Annotated in this window: 14 protein-coding genes; 7 read left to right on the top strand and 7 right to left on the bottom strand. The window is 53.5% G+C overall.

The genetic code is table 11. The features are described 5' to 3' along the window. Positions 1-354: 354 nt before the first annotated feature. Together DES29_RS11490 and DES29_RS11485 are read right to left on the bottom strand one after the other, a co-directional pair. Positions 355-603: a FeoC-like transcriptional regulator gene (locus DES29_RS11490; protein WP_005430011.1), complete on the bottom strand. Its 249-nt coding sequence runs from the start codon at positions 601-603 to the stop codon at positions 355-357. A gap of 284 nt (positions 604-887) precedes the next feature. Beyond that, the gene (locus tag DES29_RS11485; RefSeq protein ID WP_016474063.1) at positions 888-1,409 is read right to left on the bottom strand and encodes a CreA family protein; all 522 of its coding nucleotides are present in this window, start codon (positions 1,407-1,409) and stop codon (positions 888-890) included. Positions 1,410-1,645: 236 nt separating this feature from the next. Between DES29_RS11485 and DES29_RS11480 the strand changes: the two genes are divergently transcribed. After that, positions 1,646-2,629 (top strand): aldo/keto reductase, encoded by a 984-nt coding sequence (locus tag DES29_RS11480; RefSeq protein ID WP_021995798.1) that lies wholly within the window; start codon positions 1,646-1,648, stop codon positions 2,627-2,629. A gap of 163 nt (positions 2,630-2,792) precedes the next feature. Further along, complete coding sequence (locus tag DES29_RS11475) at positions 2,793-3,956, top strand: pyridoxal phosphate-dependent aminotransferase (RefSeq protein WP_005430031.1); 1,164 nt, start codon at positions 2,793-2,795, stop codon at positions 3,954-3,956. A gap of 79 nt (positions 3,957-4,035) precedes the next feature. On the opposite strand, the gene DES29_RS11470 is transcribed toward DES29_RS11475, so the two are convergent. The 5 genes from DES29_RS11470 to DES29_RS11450 all read right to left on the bottom strand — a co-directional run bounded on the left by DES29_RS11470 (position 4,036) and on the right by DES29_RS11450 (position 8,978). Then, positions 4,036-5,046 carry an ABC transporter substrate-binding protein gene (locus DES29_RS11470; RefSeq protein ID WP_016474065.1) on the bottom strand — a complete coding sequence of 337 codons (1,011 nt, stop codon included), beginning with the start codon at positions 5,044-5,046 and terminating at the stop codon, positions 4,036-4,038. A gap of 16 nt (positions 5,047-5,062) precedes the next feature. Continuing rightward, entirely contained in the window at positions 5,063-6,025 is a 963-nt protein-coding gene (locus tag DES29_RS11465; RefSeq protein WP_016474066.1) for a siderophore ABC transporter substrate-binding protein, read from the bottom strand. A gap of 88 nt (positions 6,026-6,113) precedes the next feature. Then, a complete protein-coding gene (locus tag DES29_RS11460; protein ID WP_038025091.1) occupies positions 6,114-6,869 on the bottom strand; it encodes an iron ABC transporter ATP-binding protein in 756 nt (251 codons plus the stop codon). Positions 6,870-6,903: 34 nt separating this feature from the next. Next, complete coding sequence (locus tag DES29_RS11455) at positions 6,904-7,947, bottom strand: iron chelate uptake ABC transporter family permease subunit (RefSeq protein ID WP_021995797.1); 1,044 nt, start codon at positions 7,945-7,947, stop codon at positions 6,904-6,906. Then, positions 7,944-8,978 carry an ABC transporter permease gene (locus DES29_RS11450; protein WP_016474069.1) on the bottom strand — a complete coding sequence of 345 codons (1,035 nt, stop codon included), beginning with the start codon at positions 8,976-8,978 and terminating at the stop codon, positions 7,944-7,946. Before DES29_RS11450 ends, DES29_RS11455 begins: the two co-directional genes overlap by 4 nt. A 705-nt stretch (positions 8,979-9,683) precedes the next feature. Here DES29_RS11450 and DES29_RS11445 point away from each other — a divergent pair. From DES29_RS11445 to DES29_RS11425, 5 genes are all read left to right on the top strand, one after another. After that, the gene (locus DES29_RS11445) at positions 9,684-11,813 is read left to right on the top strand and encodes a TonB-dependent receptor domain-containing protein (protein ID WP_113854919.1); all 2,130 of its coding nucleotides are present in this window, start codon (positions 9,684-9,686) and stop codon (positions 11,811-11,813) included. Positions 11,814-12,298: 485 nt separating this feature from the next. Further along, positions 12,299-14,407 (top strand): TonB-dependent receptor domain-containing protein, encoded by a 2,109-nt coding sequence (locus DES29_RS11440; RefSeq protein ID WP_113854918.1) that lies wholly within the window; start codon positions 12,299-12,301, stop codon positions 14,405-14,407. 140 nt (positions 14,408-14,547) lie between these two features. Then, the gene (gene exbB, locus DES29_RS11435; protein ID WP_016474072.1) at positions 14,548-14,973 is read left to right on the top strand and encodes a TonB-system energizer ExbB; all 426 of its coding nucleotides are present in this window, start codon (positions 14,548-14,550) and stop codon (positions 14,971-14,973) included. 2 nt (positions 14,974-14,975) lie between these two features. Continuing rightward, the gene (exbD, locus tag DES29_RS11430; protein WP_039929981.1) at positions 14,976-15,368 is read left to right on the top strand and encodes a TonB system transport protein ExbD; all 393 of its coding nucleotides are present in this window, start codon (positions 14,976-14,978) and stop codon (positions 15,366-15,368) included. Next, positions 15,328-16,272 carry an energy transducer TonB gene (locus DES29_RS11425; protein ID WP_113854917.1) on the top strand — a complete coding sequence of 315 codons (945 nt, stop codon included), beginning with the start codon at positions 15,328-15,330 and terminating at the stop codon, positions 16,270-16,272. The genes exbD and DES29_RS11425 overlap by 41 nt, the downstream gene beginning before the upstream one ends. Positions 16,273-16,439: the final 167 nt, after the last annotated feature.

Below are 16,439 nucleotides of genomic sequence, written 5' to 3'. Positions count from 1 at the left end.
TTACGAAAAAGCAGCGCGATATGCTCGCGCTGCTTGGCTTAGAAAATCCGCCCCGGGTGCTGAAAAATTAGGGATCAGTTATCCGGGAGTTCCGGATAATTCATCGCACCCTGTCGGTTTCGTTTGTGGCCGGCGGCTTTCCTTGAGCATCTCCTCTTGAGTTCGAAAGCAGACTTTGCAACACGTCTGTTCCGCGAGGGCTCCCTCCAGCGGCTCTGTTCGAGTGATGTCTCTCGGAAACGAAAGACCACCTGAACCACAACAGAATTCAATTATGCACACTTTTTGAGTATTTAGCAAGTGCTGAACTCTTAATTGTGCAAATAATTGTTTCTAAAGAAAGTTGCTCTGCAATTAGGCTTCCATTTCGCGGAAAGCTTTCAGCGTGAGCTTGTAATGCTTGCCATGGTCCTCGGATGAGCAGCCGCAGTCGCCGCCGCAGCAGGATGTCGGCACGACGGTTTCCACATCGCCTCGGTCGACAAGCTTCGAAACCATCATCTCCATCATACCCGGGGAGACGCGAAAGTGCAGAGCCAGATCGCGAAGGGAAATGCCGGGACGTTCCTTAATAAGGGTTCGGATCTCAGAAACAGAAAGCATAGGTCTTCTCTTATAGATGCGCAGCGACTGATGCAGACGGGAGAATCGCCCGAAACACCAGCCGTGCAAATGTGATGCGAGGCATTCTAGCGAGAATGGGAAACGTTCGCGATGAGTGAGGCGAAGCGCGCTCCATTCGACGGGCGCCGCCGCAGTCCGGGCTCCATCCGTGTTTTTAGTTCTGCCGCAGCTTAAATGCGGATGGAGGATCAGAGAAAAAACAGTCAGCCCATTGGCATCATCCGTTGCAGATCGACACGCTTTATTGCTGGGAGCAATCAGAATTATTGCTGATTGGCGTCTCCCAAAGGCGGCAGGGGCTTCTTGTAGGCTTCAGTACCCCAGAGCGGGACCGTCGAAAGGCTGTGTTTGAAGCTTCCCGAAGTTTCCTTGGTGGAATACGAGACATACAGAAGCGTCTGATTTTCGGCATCGTAGATGCGGCGAATCTTCATATATTTGAAGAAGATGCTCTTAGACTTGGTGAAGATCACCTCGCCGTCCTTGCTTTTGTCGATGGCATCAATCATGGCCTGAGTGATTTCGCCTGTCTGACGGCAAGAAACGGAACTGTCAGAAGGATCTGCGAGCGTCAGCGGAGACTCAATGCTGGCTGCATGGCAGGTTACGCCAGGCACTTGAGGGTCAATGAAAGCGTCGATCTGGATGTTTTTGAAGGTAAGAAAACCGAGAGAGACGTCACCGACCTTCTTGCCGTCAGAACAAGCGGTGAGGAGTGCTGCACCCAAAAGTGCGCAGGAGACCGCAGCGGCAGTTTTCAGAGACTGGAATATTTTGCTTTTCATGAGTTTCGATGCCTTTCGATGACTTTCGCTGTTTTGAGAAATCTGAGGACAGCAGAGGTACTTTGGCGTACGCAGCAGTATTGCCGAAAAAGAGCGCGTTTGGGTATCCGAGCGGAATGAAAAAACGAAAGGATTGGGCAAAAGGCTGCTCCGATTGTTCATTTATAGAGCTTCTCAGCTCGATAAAGTGCAGATCGTCAAACACTCCCTTTAACTCACTGGAAAGCTGAATTTTTATGAAAACACGTCGGTTAGGCAAGAGCGGCATTGCCGTGTCGGCTATTGGGCTGGGCTGCATGGGCATGAGTCACGGTTATGGCCCGGCTCGTCCCATTGAAGCGATGAAGGCCTTGATTCATGAAGCACTTGATCAGGGCGTCACGTTCTTTGATACCGCGGAATGCTACGGCCCGTATGCCAATGAATCACTTGTGGGCGAAGCTCTGGAAGGACTGCGCAAGCAGACGGTCATCGCTACCAAATGCGGCATCGAGATTGTTGATGGCAAGCAGCGGCTCGATGCGCGTCCGGAAACCATCCGCCGTGCGCTTGAAGGTTCTCTCAAGCGGCTTAAAACGGACTATGTTGACCTCTATTATCTTCACCGAGTTGACCCCAAAGTGCCCGTCGAAGAGGTGGCAGGCGTGATGGCTGAATTCATCCGTGAAGGCAAGATTCGCGGATGGGGATTGTCGGAGGCCGGCGTCAAGACGATTGCCCGGGCACATGCGGTTTGTCCGCTCACTGCGGTGCAAAGCGAATACTCCATGATGTGGCGCGAACCGGAAACATCGGTGCTGCCGCTTTTAAAAGCGGAAGGCATCGGTTTCGTGCCGTTCAGCCCGCTCGGCAAGGGCTTCCTTTCGGGAACGATTCATGCCGATGCGTCCTACGGCGCTGACGATTTCCGCAGCATTGTTCCGCGCTTTCAGCCTGAAAATCTGAAAGCCAATGAACGCGTTGTGGATTTGGTTCGTCAAACCGCCCAAGTTCACGGTGCTACGCCCGCGCAGATTGCACTCGCTTGGGTTCTTGCTCAGGGTGATTTCATCGCGCCCATTCCCGGTACGACGAAGTCAGCGCGGCTCAGAGAAAACATTGGCGCAGCTGATGTGGTGCTTTCGCCTGAGGAGCTCGCAGTGCTTCGCAGTGCGCTCGATGCCATGCCGATTGCCGGTGACCGCTATCCTCCGGAGCTCGCCAAACGCGTCGCAGACTAAACATCCTCCTAAGCTCCATTGAGCTTTGGCAGGTATTACTTTCATGCTTGCCGCAGCCGGAAATAAAAGTAGTGAAATAAAGGACGGCGCATGGGCTCAACGCTTAGTTTGACGATGCGCCGCCACAATAAAAACTACGCAGCAAGATTTCTGGAGAACGCCGATGATCACGTTGAGCGACCGCAGCAGCACATTTACCGATTCCGTCATTCGACGCATGAGCCGCGTCTGCGCAAAATACGGTGCTCTCAATTTGGCTCAGGGCTTTCCGGACTACAATCCGCCCGAACCCATCCTTGAACGTCTCTCCAAAGTGGCTTTTGAAGGGCCGCACCAGTATGCGACGACCTGGGGTGCGCAGAACTTTCGCGAAGCGCTCTGTGAAAAGGTCAAGCACTTCAGCGGACTGGAATATGATCCGAATTCCGAAGTCTGCGTGACATGCGGCGGTACGGAAGCGATGATGGCTTCGGTACTCGCAACGATCAATCCCGGCGACAAGGTGGCTATTTTTTCGCCTTTTTACGAAAACTACGGGGCGGATGCCATCCTTTCGGGGGCTCAGCCGATTTTTGTGCCGCTCAAGCCGCCGTCCTTTGATTTTGACCCCGAAGAGCTGCGTGCAGCCTTCCGTCAGGGGGCCAAGGCGCTCATTCTCTGCAATCCTTCTAATCCCTCGGGCAAGGTATTCACCCGTGAGGAACTCCTCAAGATTGCAGAAATCGTGAAGGAATTCGATGCCTTCGTCATTACGGATGAAGTCTATGAGCACATTATCTATAAACCCAATGTGCACACCTATTTCGCGGCACTGCCGGGCATGCGCGAGCGTACGATTGTCTGCAATTCGCTCTCGAAGACTTATTCCATTACGGGCTGGCGTCTGGGTTACGTTCTGGGGCCGGCCGAAGCTCTCGACCGAGTCCGTAAAGTCCATGACTTTCTGACTGTCGGCGCCTCAGCACCGCTGCAGGAAGCTGCGGTCGTAGGCCTCAAGTTCGGCGACGATTATTACGAGGAGCTTCAGGCTGAATACACGCATCGCCGTGAGGTTTTCCTCTCCGGCCTGGACGGGCTCGGCCTCAAATATTTCCGCCCGCAGGGCACGTACTTTGTCCTGGTGGACATCAGTGAATTCGGCTATGACGACGACTATCAGTTCTGCCTCGACTTGGCTGAAAAAGTGAAGCTCGGCGCGGTGCCGGGTTCGAGCTTCTTCCGCGAACCGGTTCATCGCTACATCCGGTTCCATTTTGCGAAGGGGGATGATCGCGTGCTCGAGGATGCTATCTCGCGGCTCTCGAAGATTCACCTTTTGCAAAAGTAATCGTCGACGCCGCTGAAACGATAAAGCCCGCAGTGCTTTTGAGCAAATGCGGGCTTTAATGTTTTTAATTAAGGAGCCGTTATAGACCGAGCGCGCGTTCAGCGTCAGCGAGCATCTTGTCCATCGAAAGGATGCCGCCGTCGGCAAGGTACCAAGCGGCATGCGTGAGCTCATGAACTCGATGGCCTTTGACGGCATCGAGCTTTGCCCATTCAGGCTGGTCGGCCACGGCCTTCGCGAGCGTATTGGGTTCGGGCATGCCGATCGCTTCGTCCTTATTGAGCACAAAGATACGGTGTGGCTTCAGTGCTGCCAGTTCAGCGATCGTCTTCGCATTGCCGGCAGCGATTTCCGCAGGTGTGGGCGCAGCGGGTTTCTCACCCGGAGCCGGCGCCTTGCGGGGCGCAGCGGGCTGAGCGGGCTTAGGCTTGACGTTGGTGAAGCCGAAGTCTGCTCCGAGGTGTGCAGCGGCGCCGCCGGCGGGCGCGGCCATCATGCGGCCGTTCACCATCATAATGACGGCGATGCGTTCGCCTGCAGCCTTATTGCGCAGCGCTGAGAGGCGCTTTTCGAGCGGTTTAAGCTGTTTTTCCGCATCCGCCTTTTTACCGAAAACCTCCGCCAAGGCGAGGAAGTTCCCGCGGAAGCTCTTCCAGCCCTCAGCCTTATTGGGGATCAGGCAGACGGTGGGAGCAATCGGTTTAAAAGCATCAATATTGCGTGAAATGCGGCCTGAAATGAAGATGAGGTCAGGCTTGGCGGAGCTCACCGTTTCAATATCTACGCTTTTAACGCTTTTGACGAGCTTGCAGTCTGCAGGAAGTGCTGTGAGCCAAGGCAGATTGCGGGTCTGAACGGCCGCTTTGATGCGGTCGCTGAGGCCGAGTACCTGAAGGTTTTCGATGACGGAGTATTCCAGAACGGCAAGACGCTTGGGATCCGCAGGAACCGGAACGGCAGAGAACTTCTTGTCGGCGCCGACCGAGGGGAGAGTGAGTTCAGCGGCAAGTGCTTGGAGCGAAAAGCCAGAGAAACCGACGAACGTAGCGGTGCTGGCGACGACAAGAAGTTGGCGGCGGGAGATCTGCATGGTATTTTCCAAAATATTACTTCGTGAGGCCGAGTGCTTTTTCGATGTCCTGGAACTGCAGGTTCATCGAGGTGTAGCCGCCGTCGGCGAGGTACCAGGAGGCGGCAGACAGATAGACAATGTGACCTTCCGCTTTGGCTTTCGTGCGGGCGACAAGCTCGTTGTTCATCACATCGGCAGCAACTTTGGCACCTGGGCGGGCAATGGCAGAGTCGCGGTCAAGAACAAAGATGTAGTCAGGGTTAAGCTTCAGGAGCAGTTCGAAGGACGCCTCGTTGCCGTGGTTGGCATTGGCGTTCTGAGCAACGTTCTGGAAGCCGAATTCATTGCCGATCAGGGCGCAGCGGGCCTTGTTGCCCAAGAGGTTGAAGTGGGCGCTGGTGACGAGTCCCACCACGGCAGTTTTCCCGGCAGAAGCGGCGCGGATGCGGTCGATGCGGCCGGTGAAATGATCAATGTCGGCCTGAGCGGCGGCTTCCTTGCCGAAAATCTTGGCCAGGTTCATTAAGTTATCCGAAAAGCTTTTGAAGGTGCCCTTCTCATGATCAGCTGTCATGAAAACGACGGGAGCAATCTTCGAGAGTTCGTCATACTTCTTGGCGAGTCGGCCGGAAATGAAGATCACGTCGGGTTCAGCAGCCATCAAGCCTTCAAGATCGATTTCCTTGAGCGTGCCGAGATTGGTCACTTTTTTGGACTTCTTGAAATACTGCGGAAGGTAGGGCAGCGCCGTGGTCTGGGGCAGCGCTACGATGCGCTCGCCCAAGCCCCAATGGTCGAGCGTGTCGAGCACGGAAAAATCGGCGACGGCGATGCGCTGGGGATTTTTCGGAACGGCGACGGTAATCGGTTTATTGGCTGCGTTGAGCGACTGCACCTCAACGAGGTCGGAGGCGGCGAAAACGGCAGAAGAGAAGCTCAGCGCGGTGATTGCGCTTAGAGCGCCGGCAATAAGAACAGTGCGGCGGGTGGCGTTCATTGAAAAAACTCCCGAAGAGCGTGAAATGAAAAAGAAGAGATGATTGGGCTGCTCGCAATGGAGCACCAGCGGGGCCAGCAGAAAGGGGTCAGTGGAAGATGGCGAGGGGTTTGCCGTCAATACGGTGAATTTCAAAGTCAACGCCGTATATGCGCTTAAGGTTTTCGGGCGTCATCACTTCGTCAACGGTTCCCTGTGCGGCGATCCGGCCATCCTTGAAAGCGCAGATCACGTCGGAATAAAACGCCGCGAGATTGATTTCGTGAAGCACCAGAATCACGGTCTTGCCCAATTCGTCGCAAAGGCGCCGGACGAGCTTCATCATCTGCGTGGCGTGATAGATGTCGAGATTGTTGGTGGGTTCGTCGAGCAGCACATACTCAGTGTCCTGAGCGAGCACCATTGCAATGAAGGCGCGCTGGCGCTGGCCGCCCGACATTTCGTCAATAAAGCGGTCGGCAAAGGCTTCGAGCTCCATGTAGTGGATGGCCTGATCGACCTTGGTCCAATCATCAGCTGACAGCGCAGACCCTGAATGCGGGAAACGCCCGAAAGCGACGAGTTCGCGCACGGTGAGCTTCATCTGTACGAAGTTGGCCTGCGTCAGAATGGCCAAATGCTTGGCGAGTTCACGGCTTTCCCAATGCGTAATGTCGCGGCCTTTGAATTCCACGATTCCGGCCGTGCGGGCAATCAGGCGGGAGATCATGCCGAGAACGGTCGATTTGCCCGCGCCGTTCGGACCGATGAGTGAGATCACTTTGCCCGGAGGAAGATCGATCGTAACGTCGTCGACCACGGCTGCGTCTTCGTAGGTCTTCGTGAGGTTCTTGATGCTGAGCATGGAGAAGTATTCAATACGGTGCAAAAGGACTCGGTCACTTCTGCGTGAGGATCAAATAGAGGAAATAAATGCCGCCGCCAATCGTTACGAAGACGCTCACCGGCACGCTGTAGACCATCACGTGTTCAACAATGAACTGTCCGGCGGCGAGCACGAGCATGCCGACGAGGGAGGCTCCGGCAATCAGGTAGGTGTGGCGGTAGGTGGTGAACATCTGCCGCGCGACATTGGCCGTGATGAGGCCCAGAAAGGAGAGCGGTCCCACAAGAGCCGTTGCAACGGCGATACAGAGCGCAACCCCCACCATCAGACGGCGCAGCGTCGTTTCGTAGTCGACGCCGAGGCTGATGGCTTGTTCCCGACCGAGACTGATGACATCGAGGATGGACAGATCGCGGCGCAGCCACCAGGCGAGCAGGGCAAGCAGCACAATGCCCGGAATAATGCAGGCAGCATTCACGTTGGTAAAGCTCGCTACGAGCGAATTGAGGAGCGCATCGTATTCATTCGGATCCATGATGCGGGTGAGCGAGTTCTGCATGCTCGAGAAGAATGTCGTGAGCACTGTGCCGATCAGCAGCACGTACAAAACATTTCCGCTGGTCTTTTGAAAGATCGAGTAGTAGATAAAGCTCGCCGCCGTCCCCATCACGATGATGTCAACTGCGAAGGCATAGACCGGGTTAGTGGCAAATTCGCTCCCGGATCCCAGAAAGAACACCACGCCGGTATGGATGAGCAGGTAGAGGGAGTTCATGCCGAGGAGGCACGGCGTGACAATGTTGTTGCGGATAATCGTTTGGAAAATGATGGCTGCCGCAGAAATGGCCGTGCCGGCCGTCAGCAGCACAATCAAGCGCGGCAGACGGATGCTCATGGCATAGCTGAAAAACTTCGGGTTCACGAAGGCAAATTGGTAGAGCGCGGCAAAAAGAACCACGAGACCGATGAGGCAGCCCAGACGGGTCAGCATGCGCCGACGGCGGGAGCGCTGGATTTTGAGTGACGAGGCCGCTGCGGCAGTTTCACTCGAACTGGCAGTCTTGAGCGGGTTGGCGGTGAAGGTGTCTGAAGTCATTTGGCGCCTCCGCAGGCAGGTGTGCGACGGTCAAGACCAAAGAGTCTGAGGAGCGCCTTTTTGTCGAGCGACATGCGCCCAAAACGAAGTCTGTAGAAGATGAGCGCGATGAAGAGAAGACTGCCGATCGTGCCGATGATGAGTTCAATCGGTAGTTCATAGGGGGCGATAACCAGGCGTCCGATGACGTCGCAGCAGAGGACGAAGAGCGCGCCGAAAAGCGCTGTGTCAGCCAGGGTGGAGCGCAGGTCGTCACCCTTGAAGATGGCGATGAGGTTCGGGACGATGAGACCGATGTAGGAAATGGAGCCTACGACGGAAACAATCGCGGCAGTGATCATCGCGGCAATGGTGAGACCGCTGAAAAGGACGAGCGTGTAGTTAACGCCGAGGTTCTTCGAAAAATCTCGGCCCATGCCGACGATGTTGAAGTGCTTGGCAAAAATCCAGGCCAGCACAATAAGCGGGAGGACCAGATAGACCAGCTCAAAGTTGCCGCGGAGCACGAGCGAAAAATGTCCCACAAGCCAGGTGGAGAGTGCTTGGGTCATGTCGAAGCGGTAGGCGAGAAAATTCGTCACGCCGCCGATCACGTTGCCGAACATGATGCCGACGAGCGGAACCATCACAGGATCTTTCATCGGCATGCGCAGAATGAACCATACGAACGTCCAAGTGCCGAGAATCGCTGCAGCAAAAGCAAAAAGCGCACGCGACCAAAGGGTTGAATCAGGGAAAAAGAGCAGCGCAATGAGAATGCCGAACTGAGCCGAAGAGATGGTCGCCCCCGTCGTGGGCGACACGAATTTATTGGCGCAGAGCTGCTGCATGATGAGGCCAGCAATGCTCATGCCCATGCCAGTGCAGAGAATGGCCAGAAGTCTGGGCAAGCGGGAAATCAGCATGAGCTCGAGCGATTCAATATCGCCCGAGAGCACGTCAGCAGGCGTGATGTCAGCGGCGCCCACGAAGAGCGAAAGAACGCTCATCAGCGTGAGCAGCACAAGAAGGATGCAGGTAGATCGGGTCATAGAGACAAACGTGCCGCAGTGACCGGAAGTCGTCGCGGGTGATGTGTTTGAGCGCAAACAGAAGCAAAACTGTACCGAACTCAAAGGTAAATGAGAACGCTTCTCGATACATAACCTTGCTCACGGCTTACATATCTTTACGTGACGGACCGTACGAGTAAACAATAGATAAAAGTTAAAAATATCCGATAGATGGTTGAATACTCTGCAAATGCTTCAGGCGAGGCGGCCGTAACAGCAGTTCACCTATCCTGCGGATAAACAAGCATCTTAGAAACGGTTGTCCATTTTTAGCGTGATCCCCATCTTTGCATTTCTTTAATGCTTACTGCTTTGGTCCTAAGTCCCCAATGGTTTTCTTCAGGATTCGCTGAAAGCGCATGGGTTCCAAGGCATAACCGGGCCAACGCTCCGCATGTAAACAAATAAAGCAGAGCGTGTCGGTCTTAACCAACGGCGTTCAGGCTGCTCAATCGGATATTGATTAATAAGAAAAATGCGGTGTTTGCGATAGAAAAAATCTGCAAATCATATACGTCAAGTTTTGACGTTAGAGTGATAATAAGTCATTGAAAATTTAGGAAATTTATTTTGTAAAGAAACTTGTTTATGCAAAGTGATGACGAGAATTATTCGCATTGACCACCAATAGACTGCGATTCATCCAGTCGAATCCCGCCTCAATGGACGGCGTGCGGTTCCTTAATGACCATTTCCTCAATCCTCAAGACGGTTGCTTTGACCGTTTTTCTCACAATCATGCAGCACCACAAGTTTTTGGCAGCGCTTCCGCTTGCACTTGCCGTTTCCGCCGCTTGGGCGGCCGACGACGGCTACACCACACTCGACACTTCCGTTGTTTCAGCTTCCGGCTATGCGCAGGACACGCGGGAAGCGCCGGCCTCCATCACCGTCATTGATTCCAAGGAACTGATGACAAAGCCGATCGGCGATATTGGCACGGCTGTCAGCGATGTTCCTGGCGTAGACATCACGACTACCAAGATGGGCACTTCGCAGATTTATATCCGCGGGTTCTCTTCGGATTACACGCTGCTCATGGTCGACGGACGTCGACAGAACTCGGACTCTGCCATGAACAGCCTGAACGGCTTTGAAGCGGGCGGCATCTTCATGCCGCCGCCCGGGGCAGTGGAACGCGTTGAAGTGATGCGCGGTCCTGCTTCGACCATTTACGGTTCCGACGGCATCGGCGGCGCGGTGAACATCATCATGAAAAAGCATGTCAACGAGTTCACGGGGTCGCTATCGATTGACCGCACGCAGTTCACCGACAGCGATTGGGACGACCGCTGGAGCGCGGGGGCCTACCTCGGCATCCCGCTTAAAGAGGGTGTTGCGTCGCTCCTTCTTCGCGGGCGATATTTTGACCGTGAAAAGTCGAACCTTCACAAGCCAAGCGGCGGCTATGCGAGCCATTCTCCTTCAGACGGCTACACCGGCAATGTCGGCGGCCGCCTGAACCTTTCACCCAACGAAGATAACGACCTCTATCTTGACGTTGACTACACGCATTTCAAAGGCGGCACGATGTCGACAAGTCAGGCGGGGTACGAGGCACACCGCTGGTTTGACAAATACGCAGTTGTTGTCGGTCACGACGGGCGGTTCAGCTTCGGCGATTTGTCTACTTATTTCCAGTTCCAGGGGCTTGACCTGATCAAGACGAAAACGGGTCCTGCAACCGTATCCGGGCAGGGAGGCATATTTGACACCGCCAATAAGACCACGAAAGGATCGCTCTCCGACCCGCTCATGTCTTCGAAGCACTATGTGTTCGCCACCAAATTAAAGACGCCTGTGTCGCTTGACGGCTACGGCGACATGGTTGTGCAGACCGGTTTGGACGTTGATTATTCGACCTTCAAAGACAATTTCAACGAAGGCACGGAAATCACCGGAAAGACGCTTGATCAGACGCAGATTGCAGTCTTTGGCGAGTCGGAATACTTCATTAATGAAAACTGGATCGCAACGCTAGGCGCCCGCGTCCATTGGAGCGACATCTTCGACTTCCACTTTGCGCCTCGCGCCTACTTGGTGTGGAAGCCTGCTGAGGCCTTCAGCATTAAGGGCGGCGTGGCCAACGGTTATCGTACGCCCGAAGCTCGTCAGCTGACGGACGGCGCCTACAGCGTATCGGTTCGTGGGGCTCCCAATCACACGTACGGCAATCCAGATCTGAAGCCCGAAGAAAGCTGGAATTACGAATTGTCGTCAACCGTGAAGCTCGGTCAGGCTGCTTCGGTGACAGCGGGTGTTTTCTATACGGATTTCAAAAACAAGATTGACACCGTAAAGATCAATTACGTTGACGAAAACAGTTATGACGCTCAGGACGTCAATTTCGGGAAGGTCACTGCGAAGGGGGTCGAACTGCTCTTCCAAACTGCGGCTTTCTATGGAGTGAGCTTCAAGGGGGGTTATACCTACACTCATGCAGAAATCGAAGGCGGTGTCAACGATGGTCTGCGCCCCAACTCCATGCCGCGGCACTCGATCAATGCCCGTGCTGACTATGACAACGGCGGTCTGAATGTCTTTGTGAAGGCGTTGGCTAAGCTTGATGCGATGAGCGAACAGATTTCGAGCGGCAGGGGCGGCGGTGCGGCCACTTACAGCCGCACTAAATACAAAAACTACACACAGGTTGACATCGGCGTGAACTACACCTTTGAGAAGCAGCATCACTTCTCAGCCGCGCTCAACAATGTCTTTGACAAAGGCCTTGAGTATGGCGCTGACGGCAGCAATCTCTATCGTGAGTTCTTTGATGGCCGCAATGTTTGGCTGGGGTACACGTATACCTTCTAATCGCCGATAACCGACAGCAGTCTTCTGAGTCAGCAAACCGTCTCGGATGCCTACAGAGACATCCGGGCGGTTTGTGAGGTAAAGCTCTGAGAAGCCTGAATGGCAAATGCTTTACGTAAACAAAATCATGTGCTTTTGTTACGTTGAGTTACATTCATTTACGAAGATCCTCAGTAAAAACTCAGCAAATTCAAAATGCTCAGACTTTTCAGCTTTCCCGCTGTCTATACCTTCGTAAAGATGAAATACGGTGATGAACCTCAATTTGCTTCGGGTTTTATTCGGCAATGCTATGTAAACCAAGAAGAAATTTTGATATAGATAATCATTTCTGTTTAGCAGTTATATTAGAATGCTAATAAAAATGATTCTCGATTGTGTTCTGTAGTATGCGGGCGTGTGGCCGCAGAAGTGAAAACTCTTTCGACCGCAGTTCCGCAAACCGCGGCCGCTTCGGGCCAGGCCGCCAACTACAGAATCAACCCATGACTTACCGACGCACTTCCCTCATCCTGCTTCCGCTTGCCGCTGCTGTATCTGCAGCCTATGCAGACGACGGCGGTCAGACCGCCTATACGACGCTTGATACGTCTGTCGTTTCTGCTGCCGGCTATGCGCAGGACACCTCTGAAGCGCCAGCAAGCGTTTCCGTCATCACCGAGAAAGAACTCGCCTCAAAACCCATCACCGATATCGGCAGTGCCGTTGGTGATGTTCCGGGCGTCGATATCTCACAGAACAAGATGGGCGCGGCGGATATCTCTATCCGCGGGTTTGGGTCCAACTACACCATGATCCTCGTTGACGGCCGCCGTCAGAACACGTCTGAAAGCATGGTCAACAATGGGTTTGACCCCGGGCGTATTTTTATGCCGCCCGTGGGGGCTATTGAACGCATTGAAGTGATCCGCGGACCGGCCTCGACCATCTATGGCTCAGATGCTGTCGGCGGCGTGGTGAACATCATTACCAAGAAGCATGTCGACCAATTCACCGGAACGATCTCCATTGACCGTACACAGTTCCAAAACGACGATGACTATGGCAATCGCTGGGGGACGGGCGTTTATCTTGGTATTCCGCTTAAAGAAAATGTTGCGTCACTCTTGCTCCGCGGACGTTATCTTGAACGTGAGGCATCACACCTAAGGAAACCGAATGCAACGGCAGGTAACAATCCGTATGCAGCGCATTCACCCACGGATGGTTTTACCGGCAACATCGGCGGTCGTCTCAATCTGACGATCAATGAGTCCAATGATGTTTATGCAGATTTGGATTTCACCCGCTACAAGGGCGGTGCGATGAACACCAGCGGTAATTCCGTTCAAACGTATCGTTGGTGGAATAAATACAACGGCGTAGTAGGTCATAAGGGCGTCTACGATATTGGCACGCTGGAATCTTATGTCCAATACAACGCGCTCGAACAGGTAAAGACCTTAACGAGTTCAAATGATGGCAATGCGCCCTGGACGACTAAAACAGGCAGCCCCATGATGTCGAGCCGCACATGGACGGCGGCTACGAAGCTCGTTTCTCCAATTGAATTGGGCAGCGCCGGCAGCATCATGCTCTCAAGCGGCCTTGAGGCCAATTATGAGACCTTTGAAGATGCTGAAGCTAACAGCCATACAGCTTTAGCAGGCAAAACGCTCGATCAGACGACGCTCGCGGGCTTCATGGAAGGCGAATACTTTATCAATGATGAGTGGATCGCTACGCTCGGCGGCCGCGTGCACTGGAGCGACATCTTCGGGGCTCACCTTTCTCCTCGTGCCTACTTGGTTTATAAGCCCGCCCAATTCATCAGTTTCAAAGGCGGCGTAGCCAACGGTTATAAAACCCCGCAGGTTAAGAAGCTGACGGACGGTATTTACAACTATTCGAGCGGTAGGAGCAATACGGTCAATTACGGCAATCCCGATCTCAAGCCTGAAGAGAGCTGGAGCTATGAACTCTCTACGACCCTCAAGCTGGCTGACGCAGCCAATCTTACGGTCGGTTTGTTCTATACCGACTTCAAGAACATGCTTGACCAAGAGAATATTGGGAAAGAAACCATTGATAACAAACAATTTGATGCCACAAAAGAAATTAATCACGGCAAGGTGACGGCTAAAGGGCTTGAAGTTCTTCTCAATACTGCGAGCTTCCACGGCTTCCGATTTACGGGCGGCTACACCTATACCCACGCTGAAATTAAAGAGGGAGCATGGTCTAAGCGCGGCGGCGATTGGGCGAATAGTCCTAGCAAGCGACCAAATGAATTACCCCGTCATTCGATTACTGCCCGCATCGACTACGAATGGAATGACTTCAGCGCCTACGTGAAGTCAGTTTCGAAGTTCGACAGCGAACAGCAAAACACCAAGGGCGGGCCGAATGTGGATAAGTACAAAAACTACACGTTAGTCGACCTTGGCGCGTCATACGTCTTCAAGAAACAGCATCGGTTCTCCGTGGCCGTCAACAATATTTTTGACACGGGCCTCGAATGGGTTCCTTCGGTAACTGCGGGCAGTTATGCCAATGCCTATAAGGAATATATCGACGGTCGTAATTTCTGGTTCTCTTATGCCTATTCTTTCTAACCGACATCCTTAACTTGAATTATCAGGACATTTTGTCCTGTCGTTAAAACTCGGTGCATTATTTCAGCTCGCTGAAAATGCACCGAGATTTGCCGTTTTAAGGATTCACAATTCTGACTTAATTAAGAGGTACAACTTAAATGGAATTTCTCAAGGAATCAGTCGACTATGCCATCTTCTTCATTTTGGGACTGATGGGCTTTGTCTCGATCTGGCTCACGATTGAACGTGTGATGTTCCTAAGGAAAGTGAATCCGTCGGACTACCCCACTAAGGATGAGTACGATGCGGCGCTGACGAACAACCTCACGACCCTTTACATCATTTATTCCAACGCACCGTATGTCGGTCTTCTGGGCACGGTCATCGGCATCATGATTACGTTCTATGACATGGGCCAGTCCGGGAACATCAATGCTTCGGACATCATGACGGGCCTTTCATTGGCTCTGAAGGCGACGGCTTTGGGCCTCACAGTCGCTATCCCGACGCTCATCTTTTATAACGGGCTGCAGCGCCGCATCAATGTGCTGAGCACCCGCTGGACTGAACGCAAGGGGGCATGATCATGATTGAGATTCCGAAGAAGGAGCCCCTTAATATTGTTCCCTTCATCGACATCATGCTCGTTCTTCTGGCAATGGTTCTTTCTATTTCTACCTTCATTGCCAAAGGGGAAATTCAGATCAATCTGCCGAAGTCTAAGACCGCGGATGTGCCCAAAGAGGCCCCTGAACAACGAATCGTTCAGGTGGATGCCATGGGCGATTTTTTCCTCGACAGTCAAAAGCTCTCTTTTGAAGAATTGGCTCAGGCGATAGCGAATCTTTCGCGTGAGCAGCCTGTACTCCTGAGAGTAGACAAGGACTCAACCTTCGACCACTTTATTCAGGTCATTGATCTCTTCAAAGCGAACAATCATGAAAACTTCCGCATCGCCACAGAGAAGGAAGGACGCTGAGCGCTCCGCTCTGTCGTTCGTGCTTGCTGCCTGTGTGTACCTGCCCATTCTTTGGGGAGTGTTTTGGGCTGCGCCCGCGCTCACCTATACGCCGGCGGGACAGATGGCCGCTGTATCGCTTTCTTTTGCTCAATTTTCCGGCGGTTCTGCGGCAGCTGAAGAGGCGCCCGAGCCCACGCCGGCAACCGCTCCAGAGCCGGCGGAGGAAGCTCCGCCTCCAGAACCTGAACCAGAGCCTGCTGTTGAACCCGAGCCAGAAGTTCAGCCTGATCCCGAACCTGAACCTGAGCCCATTCCCGAGCCTGAGCCCGAACCCATTCCTGAACCCGAGCCTGAGCCTGCTCCCGCTCCAGAACCGCCGCCGCCTCCGCCAGAACCTAAACCCGAACCCAAACCGGAACCTAAACCGGTTGAAAAGCCGGTCGAAAAGCCTAAACCCGTGAAGAAGGCGGTTAAGAAGACGGAAGTGCCTAAACCGGTGAAAGCTGCGAAGGCAACTGTCAAAGGACCTGAGGTGAAGCCGGCCGCCGCTCCCGCGGCTCCTGCCGGTCCGGCTCCGGTTCAGTCGGCCGGAGCACCTGTGTCGGCTGGCCAAGAGGGTATTTCAGAGCTTGTTTATGGACAGACGACCGATCCGTTCCTGGCAGAGGTGAAACGTGCCGTTGAATCTGCTTTGCATTACCCGAGAAAGGCTCGAATGTTTCACATTGAAGGCACTGCTGTAGTGCAGTTCATCGTTGATTCAAACGGCAAACTGACTGAACTGAAGATTTTCAAGTCGGCGGGACATCCGCTTTTGGATAAGGCTGCAATGCGGGCTGTGGCAGATGCTGAGTCGAATTGGAGCCGGCCAAAAGGAACGGTTCGACTTCGTTTCCCGATTCAATTCAAGCTACAAAGCTAATGCCAAGGATTGCCGGCTTTATTCTATAGTTGATGAAAAGCGCACCTTTGAAATATTCGAGGGTGCGCTTTATTTTGTGCGCCCGGCAGCGCACGTGTGATTGTGTGGTGAAAGTCCACTGTCCGCCCGGTCGCGGGAAGGACTAGCAACTCGGCAGAGTCGAGGAG

The organism is Sutterella wadsworthensis (assembly GCF_003315195.1).
Taxonomy (GTDB): domain Bacteria; phylum Pseudomonadota; class Gammaproteobacteria; order Burkholderiales; family Burkholderiaceae_F; genus Sutterella; species Sutterella wadsworthensis.
The sequence above is the reverse complement of the archived record's forward strand: the minus strand, read 5'-3'. Positions and strand labels throughout refer to the sequence as shown.

What these genes read in the sequence shown, in the direction of transcription:
- DES29_RS11490 (WP_005430011.1), bottom strand. Translation starts at nt 603, where the DNA reads ATGCTTTCTGTTTCTGAGATCCGAACCCTTATTAAGGAACGTCCCGGC.
- exbD (WP_039929981.1), top strand. Translation starts at nt 14,976, where the DNA reads ATGATTGAGATTCCGAAGAAGGAGCCCCTTAATATTGTTCCCTTCATC.
- DES29_RS11465 (WP_016474066.1), bottom strand. Translation starts at nt 6,025, where the DNA reads ATGAACGCCACCCGCCGCACTGTTCTTATTGCCGGCGCTCTAAGCGCA.
- exbB (WP_016474072.1), top strand. Translation starts at nt 14,548, where the DNA reads ATGGAATTTCTCAAGGAATCAGTCGACTATGCCATCTTCTTCATTTTG.
- DES29_RS11485 (WP_016474063.1), bottom strand. Translation starts at nt 1,409, where the DNA reads ATGAAAAGCAAAATATTCCAGTCTCTGAAAACTGCCGCTGCGGTCTCC.
- DES29_RS11440 (WP_113854918.1), top strand. Translation starts at nt 12,299, where the DNA reads ATGACTTACCGACGCACTTCCCTCATCCTGCTTCCGCTTGCCGCTGCT.
- DES29_RS11480 (WP_021995798.1), top strand. Translation starts at nt 1,646, where the DNA reads ATGAAAACACGTCGGTTAGGCAAGAGCGGCATTGCCGTGTCGGCTATT.
- DES29_RS11470 (WP_016474065.1), bottom strand. Translation starts at nt 5,046, where the DNA reads ATGCAGATCTCCCGCCGCCAACTTCTTGTCGTCGCCAGCACCGCTACG.
- DES29_RS11445 (WP_113854919.1), top strand. Translation starts at nt 9,684, where the DNA reads ATGACCATTTCCTCAATCCTCAAGACGGTTGCTTTGACCGTTTTTCTC.
- DES29_RS11450 (WP_016474069.1), bottom strand. Translation starts at nt 8,978, where the DNA reads ATGACCCGATCTACCTGCATCCTTCTTGTGCTGCTCACGCTGATGAGC.
- DES29_RS11460 (WP_038025091.1), bottom strand. Translation starts at nt 6,869, where the DNA reads ATGCTCAGCATCAAGAACCTCACGAAGACCTACGAAGACGCAGCCGTG.
- DES29_RS11425 (WP_113854917.1), top strand. Translation starts at nt 15,328, where the DNA reads ATGAAAACTTCCGCATCGCCACAGAGAAGGAAGGACGCTGAGCGCTCC.
- DES29_RS11475 (WP_005430031.1), top strand. Translation starts at nt 2,793, where the DNA reads ATGATCACGTTGAGCGACCGCAGCAGCACATTTACCGATTCCGTCATT.
- DES29_RS11455 (WP_021995797.1), bottom strand. Translation starts at nt 7,947, where the DNA reads ATGACTTCAGACACCTTCACCGCCAACCCGCTCAAGACTGCCAGTTCG.